This is a genomic window from Pleomorphomonas oryzae DSM 16300, from assembly GCF_000422965.1.
GTDB classification, from domain to species: Bacteria; Pseudomonadota; Alphaproteobacteria; order Rhizobiales; family Pleomorphomonadaceae; genus Pleomorphomonas; species Pleomorphomonas oryzae.
This window is the reverse complement of sequence record NZ_AUHB01000002.1, coordinates 95,949-113,095: the sequence shown is the minus strand read 5'-3', so window position 1 is coordinate 113,095 and position 17,147 is coordinate 95,949. Positions and strand designations below refer to the sequence as shown.

Annotated in this window: 11 protein-coding genes; all 11 read left to right on the top strand. The window is 64.6% G+C overall.

All coding sequences use genetic code 11. The features are described 5' to 3' along the window. The first annotated feature begins 19 nt into the window (after nt 1-19). The 11 genes from G522_RS0103500 to G522_RS0103450 all read left to right on the top strand — a co-directional run bounded on the left by G522_RS0103500 (nt 20) and on the right by G522_RS0103450 (nt 16,968). Complete coding sequence (locus tag G522_RS0103500) at nt 20-868, top strand: transketolase (protein ID WP_084632694.1); 849 nt, start codon at nt 20-22, stop codon at nt 866-868. Then, complete coding sequence (locus tag G522_RS0103495; RefSeq protein ID WP_026789846.1) at nt 868-1,824, top strand: transketolase family protein; 957 nt, start codon at nt 868-870, stop codon at nt 1,822-1,824. Before G522_RS0103500 ends, G522_RS0103495 begins: the two co-directional genes overlap by 1 nt. Beyond that, on the top strand, nt 1,824-3,290 hold the full coding sequence (locus G522_RS0103490) for an FGGY family carbohydrate kinase (RefSeq protein WP_036837994.1): 1,467 nt from the start codon (nt 1,824-1,826) through the stop codon (nt 3,288-3,290). The genes G522_RS0103495 and G522_RS0103490 overlap by 1 nt, the downstream gene beginning before the upstream one ends. Nucleotides 3,291-3,667: 377 nt before the next feature. After that, a complete protein-coding gene (locus G522_RS0103485) occupies nt 3,668-4,645 on the top strand; it encodes a LacI family DNA-binding transcriptional regulator (RefSeq protein ID WP_026789844.1) in 978 nt (325 codons plus the stop codon). A 47-nt stretch (nt 4,646-4,692) separates the two neighbouring features. Next, on the top strand, nt 4,693-5,934 hold the full coding sequence (locus G522_RS0103480) for an ABC transporter substrate-binding protein (RefSeq protein ID WP_036837992.1): 1,242 nt from the start codon (nt 4,693-4,695) through the stop codon (nt 5,932-5,934). A 155-nt stretch (nt 5,935-6,089) separates the two neighbouring features. Beyond that, complete coding sequence (locus G522_RS0103475; RefSeq protein WP_026789842.1) at nt 6,090-7,010, top strand: carbohydrate ABC transporter permease; 921 nt, start codon at nt 6,090-6,092, stop codon at nt 7,008-7,010. Further along, a complete protein-coding gene (locus G522_RS0103470) occupies nt 7,007-7,870 on the top strand; it encodes a carbohydrate ABC transporter permease (RefSeq protein ID WP_026789841.1) in 864 nt (287 codons plus the stop codon). The genes G522_RS0103475 and G522_RS0103470 overlap by 4 nt, the downstream gene beginning before the upstream one ends. A gap of 25 nt (nt 7,871-7,895) precedes the next feature. Next, nucleotides 7,896-9,830 (top strand): glycoside hydrolase family 127 protein, encoded by a 1,935-nt coding sequence (locus tag G522_RS0103465; protein ID WP_026789840.1) that lies wholly within the window; start codon nt 7,896-7,898, stop codon nt 9,828-9,830. A gap of 5 nt (nt 9,831-9,835) precedes the next feature. Next, nucleotides 9,836-10,903, top strand: coding sequence for an ABC transporter ATP-binding protein (locus G522_RS0103460; RefSeq protein WP_026789839.1), 1,068 nt, complete (start codon nt 9,836-9,838; stop codon nt 10,901-10,903). 200 nt (nt 10,904-11,103) lie between these two features. After that, nucleotides 11,104-13,032 carry an autotransporter assembly complex protein TamA gene (locus tag G522_RS0103455; protein ID WP_051228257.1) on the top strand — a complete coding sequence of 643 codons (1,929 nt, stop codon included), beginning with the start codon at nt 11,104-11,106 and terminating at the stop codon, nt 13,030-13,032. A gap of 12 nt (nt 13,033-13,044) precedes the next feature. Further along, complete coding sequence (locus tag G522_RS0103450; RefSeq protein WP_026789837.1) at nt 13,045-16,968, top strand: translocation/assembly module TamB domain-containing protein; 3,924 nt, start codon at nt 13,045-13,047, stop codon at nt 16,966-16,968. Nucleotides 16,969-17,147 lie beyond the last annotated feature (179 nt).

The following is a 17,147-nucleotide window of genomic DNA, read 5'->3' as shown; positions in this document are numbered from 1 at the left end:
CGCACTCGGAGAACGCAACATGTCTCTTTCAACCGCCCCGGCGCCGGCTTCCGGCGCCGACAGGATCGCCATGGTCCGCGCCCAGGCGCTCGCCATCCGTCGCAGTGCCTTCACGATGGTCCATGATGCCGGGCTCGGTCATCCCGGCGGCGACTTCTCGGCGGCCGACATCCTGGCGAGTCTCTACTTTGGCATCATGCGCTATGATGCCAAGGAACCGCGTCACCCAGATCGCGACCGTTTCATCATGAGCAAGGGGCATTGTACGGGGGCCTTCTATTCGGTGCTGGCCCAGGCCGGCTTTTTTCCGGAGGCAGACCTCAAGACCTACATGCAGCCGCTCTCCAAGCTGAACGGCCACCCCAACCGCAATTACCTGCCGGGCATCGAGACCAACACCGGGCCGCTCGGCCACGGCCTGCCGGTTGCCGTCGGCATCGCCATCGCCGGCACGCTTTCGGCCAAGGATTATCGCACCTTCGTGCTGACCGGCGACGGTGAGCTGCAGGAAGGCTCCAATTGGGAAGCCGCGATGGCCGCCGGCCATCGCAAGCTCAACCGCCTCACCGTCATTGTCGACCGCAATCGCCTGCAGCAGGGCGACCGCACCGAGGCCACCAACGGTCTCGACCCGCTTGACGACAAGTGGCGTGCCTTCGGCTTCCACGTCGAGATGATCGACGGCCACGACCATGGCACCCTGCTCGAGGTGCTCGGCGCCGATCCCAAGGGCCGCGACAAGCCGCTTTGCGTGATCGCCAACACCATCAAGGGCAAGGGCGTTTCCTTCATGGAGGACAACGTCTCCTGGCATCACGGCGTCCCCAATGCCGAACAGTTCGCCCAGGCGATGAAGGAGCTCATCTGATGTCGGCCGCCCCCAAGACAAACGAAGGCCTTTACGACTGCCGCGACGCCTTTTCCAAGACGCTCGAGGCGCTGGCCGAGGCCGACGACCGGGTGGTCGCCGTCGTCAACGACAGCGTCGGCTCGTCCAAGCTCGGCGGCTTCAAGAAGCGCTGGCCGGAGCGCCTCGTCAACGTCGGCATCGCCGAGCAGAACATGGTCGGCGTTGGCGCCGGCCTTGCCAATGGCGGCCGCATCCCCTTCGTTTCCTGCGCCTCCTGCTTCCTGACCGGACGGGCGCTGGAACAGGTGAAGGCCGACGTCGCCTACTCCAACACCAACGTCAAGCTCTGCGGCCAGTCGCCCGGCATCGGCTATGGCGAGCTTGGGCCGACACATCATTCGATCGAGGACCTTGCCTGGCTGAGGCCGCTGGCCAATCTCCTCACCATCGTGCCGTCTGACCCCTGGGAGACCGAGCAAGCCATTCGCTTTGCCGCCGCCTATGAGGGGCCGGTGTTCATCCGCGTCAGCCGCTATCCGGTGCCGGCGCTTCAACACAAGCTCGACCGCATCGAGCCCGGTAAGGCCGAGGTGATGCGTGACGGCGACGACGTCGCCATTCTTGCCAACGGCGTCATGCTGCACAAGGCGCTGCAGGCGGCCGATGTTCTGGCCGAACAGGGTGTATCGGCGCGTGTCGTCAACATGGCCTGGATGAACCCACTCGACGTCGAGGCAATCATCGATGCAGCGAGCACCGGTGCCATCGTCACCGTCGAGGAAGCCAGCGTGCGCGGCGGCCTTGGTGGCGCGGTGGCCGAAACGCTGGCGCTCCATCGGCCCGTACCGATGGAAATGCTGGGCTTCCCCGGCTTCGCCCCCACCGGAACCGTCGACTTCCTGTTCGACCATTTCGGGCTGAGTGCTGCCGGCATATCCTCCGCCGCGTTGAAAGCGATCAGCCGCAAGGGGTGATGATGGACAAGGCGCTCGTCCTGGCCATCGACCAGGGAACAACCAACACCAAGGCGCTGCTCGTCGACCGATCGGGGGCGGTGATTGCCTCCGCCTCCCGGCCGATGACCGTCGATTACCCTGAACCCGGCTGGGCCGAGCAATCGGCCGAGGCCATCTGGGCGGCAGTCAAGGCGGTCGTCGATGAGCTGTCGGCCCATCCCCGGGCAGCGGATGTGGCGGCCCTCGCTGTCTCCAACCAGCGCGAATCCATCGTCGTCTGGGATGCCGCCACGGGCAAGCCGCTGGCGCCCTGCATCATCTGGCAGTGTCGCCGGACGGCTTCGACCTGCGAGGCACTGATTGCCGCCGGCCATGGCGAGTTCGTCGAGGCGCGAACCGGTCTTGGCATCAACCCGCTGTTCCCGGCGAGCAAAATCGCCTGGATTCTCGACCGCATTCCTGATGGGAAGTCGCGGGCGGCGGCCGGCACCATTCGGGCCGGCACCATCGACAGCTGGCTGCTGTGGAACTTCACCGGCGGCAAGACACATGCCACCGATCATTCGAACGCCAGCCGCACGCAGCTTTTCGACACCGAGACGCTGGTCTGGAATGACGATCTCTGCGCCCTGTTCGGCGTGCCCAAGGCGATGCTGGCCGAGGTCAAGTCTTCCGACAGTCGGTTTGGCGAAACGGTCGCCGGCGCGACGGCCTTGCCGGCCGGCATTCCCATCCACGGCATGATGGGCGACTCGCACGCTGCGCTGTTCGGTCATGGCGTGCGCGAGGCGGGCACCGTCAAGGCGACCTATGGTACCGGCACATCATTGATGTCGCTGGTGCCGCAACGGGTTCGATCGCGTCATGGGCTTTCGGGCACCATCGCCTGGAGCCTCGGGGGGCGTGTTTGGCATGCTCTTGAGGGCAATATTTCGGTCTCCGGCCAGACCGTCGCCTTCATGGCCTCGCTGCTCGGATTGAAGGATGCCGGCGCTCTCGCCGATCTCGCGATGACCGTGCCGTCCAGCAATGGCGTTGCTTTCGTGCCGGCCCTGGTCGGTCTCGGCGCGCCGCACTGGCGCAACGATGTGCGCGGCGAAATATCCGGTCTCTCGCTCGGCACGCAGCCGGCGCATCTGGCGCGCGCTGCCGTCGAGGCGGTGGCCTTCCAGGTGGCCGACGTATTCGCCGCCATGGAGGCTGATATCGGTACGGCGCTATCCGGTTTGTCGGTCGACGGCGGTGCCTCGCGTAACGACTTCCTGATGCAGTTCCAGGCCGACATTCTCGGCCGACCACTTCGCCGGGGCAAATTCCCTGAAGTAAGCGCCCTCGGTGCAGCCTCGGTGGCCTTCCATGGCCTTGGCCTTGCCATGACCGGCAGCGGTGAAGGACAGACGCTGTTCACACCGGCCATGCCGGACCAAGCGCGTGATGCGCATCTTGCCGGTTGGCGCAAGGCGGTCGGCCATCTTCTGGGCTGACGGGCCAAGACTTTCAGGCTGGACAAGATGAGAGCGGCGGAGCGACCCAGTGGGTCTCTCCGCCGTCTTTTTGTTGCCGACTTGAGGCCATCCGGCACTGATTGAGGCGAATCCAGCTGTCAGCTTTTAGTCTAGTCGTCGACAGGCTTCGGCTGCGCGATCTGTTCACCCAGCCGCACTCAAGCCACCGAAATCCAATGCCGTCAAAGACATGGCCGGACGCCGGCTTACCAGAGCAGCGGTTCGGCACGCCGACTTGAGAAAATGTTTTCTCACGTTGACTTCGTCCTAGAGAAAAGGTTTTCTCACCCTCAAGAAGCGGGGAGGGAAAACTGAGCACCATCGGCGGCAAGCGTGGGCGCCTCACCATCCACACCGTGGCAGCGCTGGCGGGCGTGTCGATCTCGACCGCTTCGAAGGCGCTCAACGGCAGCGGCCGGATGAGCGAGGAAACGCGGGAGCGGGTGAAGAAGGTGGCGCTGGAGGTCGGCTTCCGGCCAAACGCGCTGGCACGGGGCTTGATCACCAAGCGCAGCTTCACCATCGGCCTGTTGACCAACGATACCTACGGCCGTTTCACCCTGCCGGTGATGGCCGGCATATCCGAGGAATTGGTAGGACACGGCGTCTCCGTCTTCCTGTGTGCCATCGAGGACGATCCAGAACGGGCGCGGGTCCACGTCGACGCCATGCTCGACAAGAGCGTCGACGGCATCATCGCCTCCGGCAAGCGCCTTGATCGGCAGCTGCCGGTCGATCTCTCCGGCCTTGCCGTGCCGGTGGTCTACGCTTTCACCAAGGGGCCCGTCGATGGAGTGACGCTCCGCTCCGACGACGAACAGGGCGCCAGACTGGCGGTCCGCTGCCTGATCGACGCCGGCTGCCGGCGGATCGTTCACATCAGTGGACCCAAGACATTTCAATCGGTGCGCGAGCGCGCCGATGCCTACCGCGCCACCAACGATGGGCCGCCGGAGGTGTTGCACGGCGTCTGGTCGGAAGCCTGGGGGCACGAGGCGGTGGCGCAGCTCTGGGACCGCGGCGGCGACAAGCCCGACGGCATTTTCTGCGGCAACGACCAGATCGCCCGTGGCGTCGTCGACGGCCTGCGTGAGCGCGGCGTCCGGGTGCCGGAAGATGTGGCTGTCGTCGGCTTCGACAATTGGGAAATCGTGGCGGCACAAACCCGTCCGCCACTGACCACAGTGGACATGAATCTCAGAACGCTCGGCCGGGAGGCCGGTCGACTGATCCTGGCGATGTCGGAGGGCCGCGAAGTGCAGTCCGGTATTCGCAAGCTGCCGTGCTCGCTGGTGGTCCGCCAGTCTTGCCGGGGGCTCGAGCCCCCGGTCTGAAGCCATGGATTTTGCGGGAAGAGGAACCCGCTTTGGAGGAGAGAGCAATGAAAATCAGCAAGCTGCTGGCCGCGGCCAGCCTCGTCACGTTTTGCTTTGCCGCCGGCGCGGCTGAGGCCGATACACTGCAGATGTGGGTGCGCAGCGGCATCGGCGCCTCGTTCACCAAGCTGGTCGAGGCCTATAACGCCAGCCACGACGACAAGATCCAGATGACGGAGGTTCCCTTCTCCGAGCTGGTGCAGAAATATGCGACGGCCATCGCCGGCGGTCAGGCGCCGGACGCGCTGTCGCTCGACCTGATCTATAACCCCGCCTTCGCGGCGGCCGGTCAGCTCGAAGATCTGACCGACTGGGCCAAGGCCCTGCCCTACTTCTCCTCGCTGTCACCGAGTCACGTCAAGCTCGGCACCTATGAGGACAAGATCTATGGCTTGCCGCTGTCGGTCGAGACCTCGGTGTTCGCCTGGAACAAGGATCTTTACAAGAAGGCCGGCCTCGATCCCGACAAGGCGCCGACGACCTGGGAAGAAATCTCCGAAAATGCCAAGAAGATTCGCGCGCTTGGCGATGACACCTACGGCTTCTATTTCTCGGGCGGCGGCTGCGGCGGCTGCATGATCTTCACCTTCACCCCGCTCACCTGGGGCGCCGGCGCCGACATCCTGTCGGAGGACGGCAAGAAGGCGACGCTCGACACACCGCAAATGCGCAAGGCGGTCGGCTATTATCGCGATATGGTCAAGGCGGGCGTCGTACCGCCGGGCGCCGCCTCGGATACCGGCACCAACTTCCTGTCGATCACCAACGGCAAGATCGGCCAGCAGAACCTCGGTGCCTTCGCCATCGGCACGCTGGTCACCGAGCACCCGGACATCCATTTCGGCGTATCGCTGATCCCGAGCGTCGACGGCAAGACCTCCTCGTTCGCCGGTGGCGATAACTTCGTCATCACCAAGGGCTCGCCGCGCGCCGCCCTTGCCAAGAACTTCCTCGAATATGCCTATTCGCTGGAAGGACAGAAGGTGATGGCGAAATACGGCAGCCTGCCGACCCGTGCGGATCTGGCCAAGGAAGTGCTGAAGGATCTCGACCCGCGCATGCAGGTCGGCGTCGATGCCATCGCCGTCGCCAAGACGCCCTACACGCTGCAGTTCAACGACCTGATCAACAGCGCCAACGGTCCGTGGGCCTCGTTCACCAACGCCGCCATCTTCGGCGATGACGTCGATGGTGCCTTCGCCAAGGCCCAGGAAGAGATGCAGAGCATCATCGACAACGCCCAGTAAGACCCCACGCGATCGACCGGCCGGAAGCTCCGTCTTTCGGCCGGCATCCCTCGGACGGCAGCGGTCCGCGTGATCCGTCCCCTCGTCCGCCCCTTGGTTTTTCGCATCCGGTAGAGGCACAGCCTTCGAACGGGTGATTGAGAAGAACGCCAGCGATGACCCTCGCCGACAGCCTATCCCGCCCCCCACGCCGACCGCGGCCCAGACACCGGTCGCAATGGAAGGGGCTTCTCTACATCGCACCCGCCATGGCGCTGGTGATCGTTTTCTTCATTCTGCCGGTGCTGTTCACCTTCTGGATGAGCCTGCACAAGTGGCCGCTGCTCGGCGCGCCCAAGTTCATCGGCCTCGGCAACTACATTCGGATGCTGTCCGACACCCGCTTCTATTCGGCGCTCGGCTTCACCGCCTACTACACGGTGATCATCACCATCGCCATCTTCGCCCTGGCCTTCCCGCTTGCCATCTTCGTCGAGCGGCAGCGGCGGATGGTCGGTGTCTACCGGACGGCGATCTTCATGCCGGTGGTGGTCGGCCTTGCCTCAGCGTCGCTGCTCTGGGTGTGGTTTGCCAACGTCGACGTCGGCTTTCTCAACCCGCTGCTCGCCTGGCTCGGCATCGTCGATCTCAAGACCAACTTCTTTGCCAGCTTCGACAGCGCCTTCTTCATCATCTGTCTGATGGTGGTGTGGAAGGTGGCCGGCTTCACCATGATCATCCTGCTCACCGGACTGCAGGCAATCCCGACCGAGCTCGGCGAAGCGGCGCGCATCGACGGCGCCAACCGCTGGAAGCGCTTCATCTACGTCACGCTGCCGCTGATGCGGAAGACGATGGCGCTGTCGCTGATCCTGTCGGTGACCGGCTCGATCCTCGCCTTCGACCAGTTCTACATCATGACGGCCGGTGGGCCGCAGAACAAGATGATCTCGGTGGTCTACTACATCTTCAACCAGTCCTTCGTGTCGTTCAACCTCGGCTACGGCGCGGCCATGTCGCTGGGCCTGCTGGTGATTTTGGTGCTGATCAGCATCTTCCAGCTCTGGCTGTTGCGTGTTGGGGAGGAGCGGCCATGACCGGCAAGAAAGAGGCTCGTGCCCGCCGTGCACTACTCGGCGCCGGTGGCTATCACGGCACCGGTATCCTGCTCGCCATCTTCTTCCTGGCACCGTTCGCCATCACCATCCTCTCGTCCTTCCGGCATGGCACGGAAGCGCGACTGCCGCCGGTCCCACCGTGGCCGACCACCGGCTTCAGCCTCGATGCCTACCGCAGCCTCGACAGCTTCGGCGCCGGCGTCTGGCAGCACACGCTAAACTCGGCGGCGGTGGCGATCGGAACGGCGCTGCTCACGGTGGTGGTGAGTCTGCTCGCCGGATACGGCTTCTCTCGCTACCGCTTCATGTTCAAGAACGCGCTGTTCGTGCTGATCATCGCCACGCTGATGATCCCGTTCCAGTCGATCCTGACGCCGCTGTTCATCATCCTCGCCAGACTGGGGCTGAACAACTCGCTGATTGGCCTGACGCTGGTCTACGTGACGCTGCAGTTGCCCTTCTCGGTGTTCATGATGCGCAACGCCTTCGACGCCGTGCCAAAGGAGATCGAGGAGGCCGCCCGCATCGACGGCGCTCGCGACCTCAGGCTGCTCGTCCGCGTGCTGCTGCCGCTGGTGCTGCCCGGCATTGTCACGGTGGCGATCTTCGCCTTCCTCAACTCCTGGAACGAGTTCCTGGCCGCCCTGGTGCTGCTGTCGGACAATTCCAAGTTCACGCTGCCGATCCTGATTTCGGCGGTGCGTGCCGGCCGGCTCGGCGCCATCGACTGGGGCGCCGTCCAGGCGGGCGTCACCGTGATGAGCGTGCCTTGCCTGTTCGTCTTCCTGCTTCTGCAACGCTACTACATGCGCGGCCTGATGGCCGGCGCCGTGAAGTGACATCATCCCTCACTGGAAACCCATCATGACCAAGACCAAGAGAGACCGTCAGTTCCGTCCCGTCCCCGTGCCGTCCGTCGTGCTCGGTGGCCTGTTCGGCGCCCGCCAGGATGCCGTCTGCAACGCCACCGCCGAAACGCTGCTCGACCGCTGTGTCGACGCGGGCATGGTGAAGGCGATCGACGTCAGCCAGCCGAGCCCCGGCATCGTGCTCCCCCTCCAGCCCTGGGGCGGCTCGACACAGATGTTCTGGGACAGCGATCTCGGCAAGTCGATCGAGACGGTGGCCTTTTCTCTCTATCGCAAGCCAAACCCGGCGCTGGAGGCACGTGTCGACAAGATCATCGATCTCTATGAGAAGATGCAGGACTCGGACGGCTACCTGAATGCCTGGTTCCAGCGCGTCCAGCCGGGTCGCCGGTGGACCAACCTGCGCGACTTTCACGAACTCTACTGCGCCGGCCATCTGATGGAAGGCGCCGTCGCCTATTATCAGGCCACGGGCAAGCGCAAGCTGCTCGACATCATGAGCCGCTACGCCGACTACATGATCACGGTCTTCGGCCATGGCCCCGGCAAGATCGCCGGCTATTGCGGCCACGAAGAGGTTGAGCTGGCGCTCGTCAAACTCTCCCGCGTCACCGGACAGAAGAAGTATCTCGATCTCGCCAAATACTTCATCGACGAGCGCGGCACCGAGCCCCACTATTTCACCGAGGAAGCGATCCGCGATAGTCGCGACCCCGCGGACTTCATCCAGAAGAGCTACGAATACAACCAGGCTCACCAGCCGGTGCGCGAGCAGAAGAAGGTTGTGGGACACGCGGTGCGCGCCATGTACCTCTATTCGGGCATGGCCGACATCGCCACCGAATATAACGACGACACGCTGACATCAGCGCTCGATACGCTGTGGGACGACCTCATCACCAAGCAGATGTACATCACCGGCGGCATCGGACCGGCAGCCTCCAATGAAGGCTTCACCGACTATTACGACCTGCCGAACGAGAGCGCCTATGCCGAAACCTGCGCCTCGGTCGGTCTGGTGTTCTGGGCCAACCGCATGCTCGGCCGCGGCCCCAATCGCCGTTTCGCCGACATCATGGAGATCGCACTCTACAACGGCTCGCTCAGTGGCCTGTCGCTCGACGGCAAGACTTTCTTCTACGAGAACCCGCTGGAAAGTGCCGGCAAGCACCATCGCTGGATCTGGCATCGTTGCCCCTGCTGCCCGCCCAACATCGCCCGTCTCGTTGCGTCGGTCGGCTCCTACATGTACGCCGTCGCCGACGATGAAATCGCCGTGCATCTCTATGGCGAAAGCTCTGTGAAGGCCGAAGTCGCCGGCACCAAGATCGAGCTCAGCCAGGCTACCCGCTACCCCTGGCATGGCGCGGTACGGCTGACGCTGAAGGTGGAGAGGCCCACTCGCTTCGCCATTTCGCTGCGCATCCCAGGTTGGGCGAAAGGCGCCAAGCTGTCGATCGATGGCGGGGCGGTGGATCTTGCCTCGGTGATGGTAGATGGTTACGCCCGCATCGAACATGAGTGGACCGGTAAAGAGGTCATCGACCTTGAGCTGCCGCTCATTCCGCGCGCCCTCTGGGCCGATCCGCGCGTCCGCCAGGACACTGGTCGCTTCGCGCTGATGCGCGGACCGCTGGTCTACTGCGCCGAGGGCGTCGACAATGGCGATGGGCTCAACGCGCTCACAGTCACAGGCGATCCGGCCCGTGCTGGCGAAACTGTGGTGGAAGCGCTCGGCGGTGCCGTCGCGCTCGAACTCGAGGCGACGCGCGATGTCAGCGCTGGCTTCGAAGGCTCTCTCTATCGCGAAGCGCCACCGGCGACGGAGCCTGCCAAGGCGCGCTTCGTGCCCTATCACCTCTGGGACAACCGCGCGCCCGGCGAGATGCTCGTCTGGATGCGCGGTGGTCCGAAGAAGAATGGAGCGTGACGGTCATGTCCGATAGTGGCGTTCAGCTCACCGAGGTGCGCAAGAGCTACGGCTCGATGGAGGTCATCCACGGCGTCAACCTGTCGATCCCCGACGGTGCCTTCGTGGTGTTCGTCGGGCCTTCGGGCTGCGGCAAGTCGACCCTGTTGCGTATGATCGCCGGCCTCGAAGAGGTGACCGACGGCGAAATTGCCATCAAGGGTCGCGAGGTGACCGACGTCGACCCGTCGCAGCGCGGCATCGCCATGGTGTTCCAGAGCTACGCGCTCTATCCGCACATGACGGTGCGCGACAATCTGGCCTTCGGGCTGAAGATGCAGCGTACCGACAAAGCGGTGATCGACGAGCGGGTGGCGGCGGCCGCCGCCATTCTGAAGATCGAGCAGCTTCTCGATCGTCGTCCGGGCCAGCTCTCAGGCGGCCAGCGGCAACGGGTCGCCATCGGCCGGGCCATCGTGCGCCAGCCGGAGGTGTTCCTGTTCGACGAGCCGCTCAGCAACCTCGATGCCGAACTGCGCGTCTCCATGCGTGTCGAGATCGCCCGGCTGCATCGCGAACTCGGCAACACCATGGTCTACGTGACGCATGATCAGACCGAGGCAATGACGCTCGCCGACGTGATCGTCGTGCTGCGCGACGGCCGGATCGAGCAGTCGGGCTCGCCACGCACCGTCTACGAGGACCCCGACAACGCCTTCGTGGCCGGCTTCATCGGTTCGCCGCGCATGAATCTGCTCGACGCGGTCTGGCGGGGTGACGGCAAGGTGGAGCTCGCCGGACGGATGGAAGCCGCACCGATCGCCGGCGCCGGCCTCGTCCCGGGCGACAAGGTGACCTTCGGCCTCCGGCCCGAGCATCTCATCGTCGGGGCGGCCGGCGGCATCGAGGCACGTGTCGACGTGCTCGAGTACCTTGGCGGCACGCGCTATCTCTACTGCCAGCTCACCGACGGCCAGCCGCTGATCGTCGAATACCGGGATGGGCCGGACGTCCGCTCCGGTGACAGCATCACGCTCGGCTGCCCACCCGACAGGCGCTATATTTTTAACGAAGGCGGACTGCGCATCCGCTGACCTCTCCTCCGAAAACCAAGAGGCACCTCGGCCCGCGTTTCTCCCACGCGGGCCTTTTCTCATTGTCGCCCCACACAGGACGAATTGCGGTGATTGTCATCTTTTCTCTTTCGTAACCTCAATTTATTCTAATCTTCAGGATAGGGAGCGCTGAGTACCAAACCGGCATCGTCTGTTGCGTGAGTGGGAGAGGGCATTTCATGCAGGTCAAAGGGAAGAGACGACCCCCGACGACCGCCCGCTTCGTCGCCGTAGCGGCGTCACTGCTACCCATCTCACTTCTTCCCCAGAAAGCCGCCGCCTTCGAACTTTTCGGCCATCGCTTCTTTGAGGCCGCCCCCGATCCCGACATTTCCCCCGATGCGCAGCGCTACACCGTAGCCATCGACACCGTGGGGGCCGACGACGAGTTGCACGCGGCGGTGCTCGCCGCTTCGGCGCTCTGGACCGGCCGCGACGATACGCCACCGCCGTCGACCGCCGCCTTCCTGTCCCGCGTCAACGCCGAATATGGCCGCATCACTGCCGCTCTCTATCGGTTGGGCCGTTATGGCGGTACCGTCGAAATCACCGTCGACGGGCGGGACCCCGATGCCATCGCGCCGGATGCCGTTCTGCCCCAGCTAGCGAAAGTGGCGATGCGCGTCACACCCGGCCCGCTCTTCCGCTTCGGCAAGGTGGAGATAACCGGGGCGCCACCGCTGGGGCCGGAAGATGCTGACTTCAAGAAATCGACGCCGGCCGAAATCGGTCTCGCTACGGGAGAACCAGCGCGGGCGGGTGCCGTCACAGAATCGGAAAAGCTGTTGATCGATGCCTGGCGGCGGCGCGGCCATCCGCTCGCCAGCGTCGTCAAGCGCGACACCATTGCCCAGCACGACAGCTCGACGCTCGATGTGGCAATCACCGTCGATCCCGGTCCGGCCGCGACCTTCGGACCGGTGGCGGTGACCGGAACCCAACGCATGGACGCCGGATACACCGCCTGGATGACGGGTATCGAACCTGGCACGCCTTACAGCCCCGCCGCCATCGAGCGTGGGCAGAAGAATCTCAGGCGGCTGCAGGTATTCTCCAGTCAGCGCATCGAAGAAGCCAAGACGCTCGGCCCCAACGGTCAGTTGCCGCTCACCCTGAACGTCGCCGAACGACCGCTCCACGTGTTCGGTGGCGGTGTCAGCTACGCCACGGAAGATGGTGCCGGCCTCGAAGCCTACTGGCAGCACCGCAACCTCTTCGGCCACGCCGAGTCGCTCAAGCTGTCCGGCGCGGTGAATGGCATCGCCGGTGTCAACCCCAAGGACTTCAACTATGATCTTGGAGCGACCTTCACTCGTCCAGGCATCATCACACCGTTCACCGACCTCACCGCATCTCTTGAGGCAAAACGGGAAACACCCGACACCTATACCGAGACGGCGATCACGGCGAAGGTCGGGCTCAGCCACGCCATCACCGAGCAACTTGCCGTCTCTCTCGGCCTCGGCGTGACCGCCTCGCGCGACAAGGATGCTCAGGGGACCGACAAGTTCCTGCTCGCGGGCCTGCCGCTCGGCCTCACCTACGACAGTCGGGACGACAAGACCGATCCGCACGACGGCTTCAACATCAAGGCCGGTCTCGAGCCTTTCTACGAAGCGAACTTCGGCAATACCGGCGTGATTGCCGACGCTTCCATTGCCTCCTACTTACCTCTCGATCACGACGGCCGCTTTGTGCTCGCCGGCCGGCTTGCCGCCGGCTCCATCCTGGGCGCTCCCATCGACGAGATGCCCAACGGCCGGCTCTACTATGCCGGGGGCGGCTCTTCGGTGCGCGGCTACGCCTATCGCAGCCTCGGCCCCAAGGAAAATGGCGTGGTGGTCGGCGGCCTGTCGCATCTTGAGGGGTCGGTCGAACTGCGTGCCAAGGTGACCAACAGTTTCGGTGTGGTCGGCTTTGTCGATGCGGGCAACGCCTTCGCCTCAAGCTACCCGGATTTCTCGGAAAGCCTGCGTTTCGCCGCCGGTGCCGGCATCCGCTACTACACCGGCCTCGGACCGGTACGGCTCGACGTGGCGTTGCCGCTCGATAGCAAACAGAGCGGCTCCACCGTTGGCGTCTACATCGGCCTCGGCCAAAGTTTCTGAGGAGGCGACCCCATGAAAATCAAAGCCGCCCTCCTCGTCCTCACCGTTCTCACCGCTGCGCCGGTGGCGCTGACGCTGGCCGGCGCCCAGGAGGACGACAGCGCCGAAAAAGGCGCGTTCGTCCGCTTCGTTGAAGAGAAGATTTCGACGCCGGATCGCAAGATCGAGATCGGGGCGATCAATGGAGCGCTGTCTTCAGACGTTCGTCTCGCCTCGATCACCGTGTCCGACCGCGAGGGCGCGTGGCTGAAGATCGAAGGCGTGCATCTGGTCTGGAGCCGTCTGGCTCTGCTGCGCGGCAAGCTCGACGTCGACAGCCTGGACGCCGACAAGATCGAGGTGATCCGCAAGCCACTGCCGGCCGAAACCGTCGATCCGGCAGCAAGCGAGGGCTTCAGCCTGCCGGAACTGCCGGTGGCGGTGAAAGTCGGCCGGCTGGCTGCCCCCAACGTCATTCTCGATACCCGGGTGTTGGGTGAGGAAGCGTACCTGGCGGTCACCGCTTCGGCCAGCCTTGCCGATGGGTCGCTTGATGCCGATTTGGCGGTGCGCCGCACCGACAGCAAGCCGGGCGAGTTGACCCTCAAAGCCGCCTATGCCGCCGACACCAAGGCGCTCGATCTCGACTTCAAGGCCGACGAACCGGCTGGCGGCGTCATGGCCAGCCTTCTCAATCTACCCGGCCGCCCGTCGGTCAGCCTGACGCTGAAAGGCGCCGGCCCGCTGACCGAGTTTGCCGCCGACCTCACGCTTGCCACCGATGGCGTCAACCGGCTGACCGGCCGCACCACTATCGCTCGTGACGGTGCCGGCTATCGCTTCGGTTCGGCGCTTGTCGGCGATCTCGCGGCGCTGGCCCAGCCCGACTATGCGCTCTATCTCGCAGGTCGTTCGACACTTGATCTTTCGGGCCGTATCGATGACGCCGGCCCTGTTACCATCGAAAAGCTGGCGCTCGCCGCCCCAGTGTTGACGCTTCAGGGTTCGGCGGCGTTTGCCGCCGACCACTTCCCGACGGCCATCGACATCGACGGGCGCATCGCCGGCAAGGACGGCGCGCTGCCGCTCGGCGGTGCCGGGGCGACCACGCGGCTCGGCGAAGGCCGGCTGCGATTTTCCTTTGGCCACGGTGGCGCCTGGAGCCTCGATCTCGCGGCTGAGGGCCTGTCGACGCCGAGCGTCAGTGCCGGTGCGCTGGAGATCAGCGGCCATGGCGCAACCACCGATCTCAGCGACGCCGCGAAGCGCCGGATCGACTTTACGCTGAGCGGCGGCTCGCGTGGTCTCAGCTTTACAGACGCCGCGGTTGGCAAGGCCGTGGGCGGCGAACTCTCCTTCTCGGGTTCCGGACGCTGGGCGGCCGGTACACCGCTGGCGATCGACGCCTTGAAACTTGCAACCCCCACTGCCGAGGCCTCCTTCGCCGGCCAGGTGACGGACGGTCGTATCGAAGGGCAGCAAAAGCTGAAAGCAGCCTCGCTGGCGCCTTTCTCGGCGCTCGCCGGCCAGTCCCTTCAAGGCAGCGTCGAGCTTGCGGCCAATGGATCGTTGGTCCCGACGACCGGTGCCTTCGATCTGACGCTCGATGGACAAGCCAACGCACTTTCGGCTGGCATCGCCCAACTCGACAACTTGCTATCGGGCGAGACGAAGCTGACCGGCCGCATCGCGCGGGATACGTCGGGGCTGAAGCTTCAGAATTTCAAGATCGCCAATCCGGCGCTCACCCTGACTGCCGACGGTAGTCGTGCCCTTGAAAACACCGACCTCACCGCCACGCTGACGCTACCCGATGTCGGCCGGATCGAACCGAAGGCGAAGGGGGCGGCCGGCGTCATGCTGTCTCTCAAAGGGGGCAACGGGCCGCTCGATCTGACGGCCCGCCTGTCCTCCGACCGCCTGACGCTGTCCGGCAACGCCCTGGAAGCGCTGGGGATCGACCTTTCCGGCAAACTCGACGGTGCGGCTTTCAATGGCAACGTCAAGGGAACGGGCCGGGTGAAGGGCAAGCCGTTGACGCTCGCGGCCGGTTTGGCAAGCGCCGCAGACGGCACCCGCCGGCTCGACGGCCTTGCTCTATCGGTCGCCGACACTCGAGTAACTGGTGACGTTGCACTCGGAAGCCAGGGGCTGATGAATGGGCGGCTCGTCGTCAACTCGCCCGACCTCTCGGCGATTGCACCGCTCGTTCTCATGGACGTCACCGGCCGGCTTTCCGCCGACGTGAGTCTGGCGCCCGACGGCGCACAGCAGTCGGCCAAGGCCAATATCAAGGCGGCGAACCTCGCACTTGCCGGCAATCGCGTCGCCTCGGCCGATATCGACGCCGCCATTGCGGACCTTTTGGGAGCGCCGAAAATCGATGGCCGCTTTGCGGCGAAGGGCCTTGCAACACCAGCTGCCAGCGTTGCCAGCCTCGACGGTACCGCCAGGAGCGACGGCAAGGCGACCGCCTTTACCGTCAAGGCCGACGGCATCGCCGCGCCGCAGTTGACCGCCGCCGGTCTCACGGGCTTTGGCGCGACCGCGTCCGGACGGCTGGAAGGGAGCAGGATAAGCCTCGCCTCGGCCAAACTCACCGGCCCCAACGGGTTTGGCGCCGAAGCAAAAGGCACCATTCCGCTGTCGGGCGGCGGCCTTGCGGTCGATGCCACCGCCAATCTGCCTCTGGCGCTCGCTCAGTCCTATGTCGCGACGCGCGGCACCCGCATAAACGGTACGGCCAAGGCGGCCTTAAAGGCGACCGGAAGCCTGGCATCGCCCGAGCTTTCGGGGCGGGTGACGGTGAGCGGCGCCTCGGTGGTCGATCCGCTGACCACCATGCGGCTCGACGCCATCGAGCTGGCGCTTCAGCTCTCCGGCGACAGCGTCCGCATCGAAAGGGCAAGCGCCACGGTTCGCGGCGGCGGGCGTCTGTCGGCCAATGGCAGTATTGGTCTCACCAGCGGCCTGCCGGTAGACGTCAAGGTCACCGCGACCAAAACGCGCGTAACCGACGGTCGGATTGTCACGGCCGATCTCGGTGCCGCCCTCTCGGTCACCGGCTCGGTGACCAATGGGCTGAACATTGCCGGCAATGTCGATATCGCGCGCGCCGAAATCACCGTGCCGGAAGGCGGCGGCGGTGCGCCGGTTCTGATCGACGTCAAGCACAAGAACACGCCTGATGACGTCAACGCGACACTGAAGCGGATCAACAAGGCGGCGGGCGGCGGGCGAACCAAATCGAGCGGCAGCCTTTCGGTTGGGCTCAATATCGCCGTCAATGCGCCACGCCAGCTTTTCGTGCGCGGTCGCGGCATCGACGCCGAACTCGGCGGCCACCTCACGGTGCGCGGCACGCTTGCCGACGTGCAGCCGGTGGGAAGCTTCTCCCTGATCCGTGGCCGCTTTCTGGTCATCGGGCAGCGCATCACCCTCACCGAAGGCACGGTGACGCTTCAAGGCGATCTCAATCCCTATCTGTCGTTGTCGGCGACCAGCACGTCGGATTCGGTGGCCGTTACGGCCACCGTCGAGGGTTATGCCGACAATCCGAACATCGTGCTCTCGTCGACGCCAGAGCTGCCGCAGGACGAAATCCTCGCCCGCTTCCTGTTCAAGCGTTCGGTCTCCGATCTGTCGGCCATACAGATTGCCCAGCTGGCCGAGGCGGTGACCCAGTTGGCCGGCGGCGGCAATGGCAATGGCGTTCTCGATCGCCTGCGTGCCGGGGTCGGCCTCGACGATCTCGACGTCAATACCGATGCTCAGGGCAATTCGGCAGTGACGGCTGGCCGCTATATCAGCAAACGGGTCTATCTCGGCGTGACCGCCGGTGAAGGCGGACGGACCGGCGTATCGGTGAACCTCGACATCACCGATAACGTCAAAGCCAGAGCCGAAGCCACCCAGGAGCAGTCGAAAGCCGGCGTCTATTTCGAGAAAGAGTATTGATCCCAGGCTATATGGCTGGGCGAAAGGCGGGTGTGTTTCGCCCAACGCCTGCCATTCTTTGTATCGATTAATTGCATCTCTGCAATCTGTTGGACGGATGGCAGGAGACCGCGCATCGTCCGTCGCGTTCCTTTCCGTTGCCGGCTCGGTCGTTTCGACCGGCCCCGTGGGCAACGCAT

Excerpts from the sequence above, each read along its gene's own strand:
- G522_RS0103500 (WP_084632694.1), top strand. The coding sequence starts at position 20 with ATGTCTCTTTCAACCGCCCCGGCGCCGGCTTCCGGCGCCGACAGGATC.
- G522_RS0103495 (WP_026789846.1), top strand. The coding sequence starts at position 868 with ATGTCGGCCGCCCCCAAGACAAACGAAGGCCTTTACGACTGCCGCGAC.
- G522_RS0103490 (WP_036837994.1), top strand. The coding sequence starts at position 1,824 with ATGATGGACAAGGCGCTCGTCCTGGCCATCGACCAGGGAACAACCAAC.
- G522_RS0103480 (WP_036837992.1), top strand. The coding sequence starts at position 4,693 with ATGAAAATCAGCAAGCTGCTGGCCGCGGCCAGCCTCGTCACGTTTTGC.
- G522_RS0103475 (WP_026789842.1), top strand. The coding sequence starts at position 6,090 with ATGACCCTCGCCGACAGCCTATCCCGCCCCCCACGCCGACCGCGGCCC.
- G522_RS0103470 (WP_026789841.1), top strand. The coding sequence starts at position 7,007 with ATGACCGGCAAGAAAGAGGCTCGTGCCCGCCGTGCACTACTCGGCGCC.
- G522_RS0103465 (WP_026789840.1), top strand. The coding sequence starts at position 7,896 with ATGACCAAGACCAAGAGAGACCGTCAGTTCCGTCCCGTCCCCGTGCCG.
- G522_RS0103460 (WP_026789839.1), top strand. The coding sequence starts at position 9,836 with ATGTCCGATAGTGGCGTTCAGCTCACCGAGGTGCGCAAGAGCTACGGC.
- G522_RS0103455 (WP_051228257.1), top strand. The coding sequence starts at position 11,104 with ATGCAGGTCAAAGGGAAGAGACGACCCCCGACGACCGCCCGCTTCGTC.
- G522_RS0103450 (WP_026789837.1), top strand. The coding sequence starts at position 13,045 with ATGAAAATCAAAGCCGCCCTCCTCGTCCTCACCGTTCTCACCGCTGCG.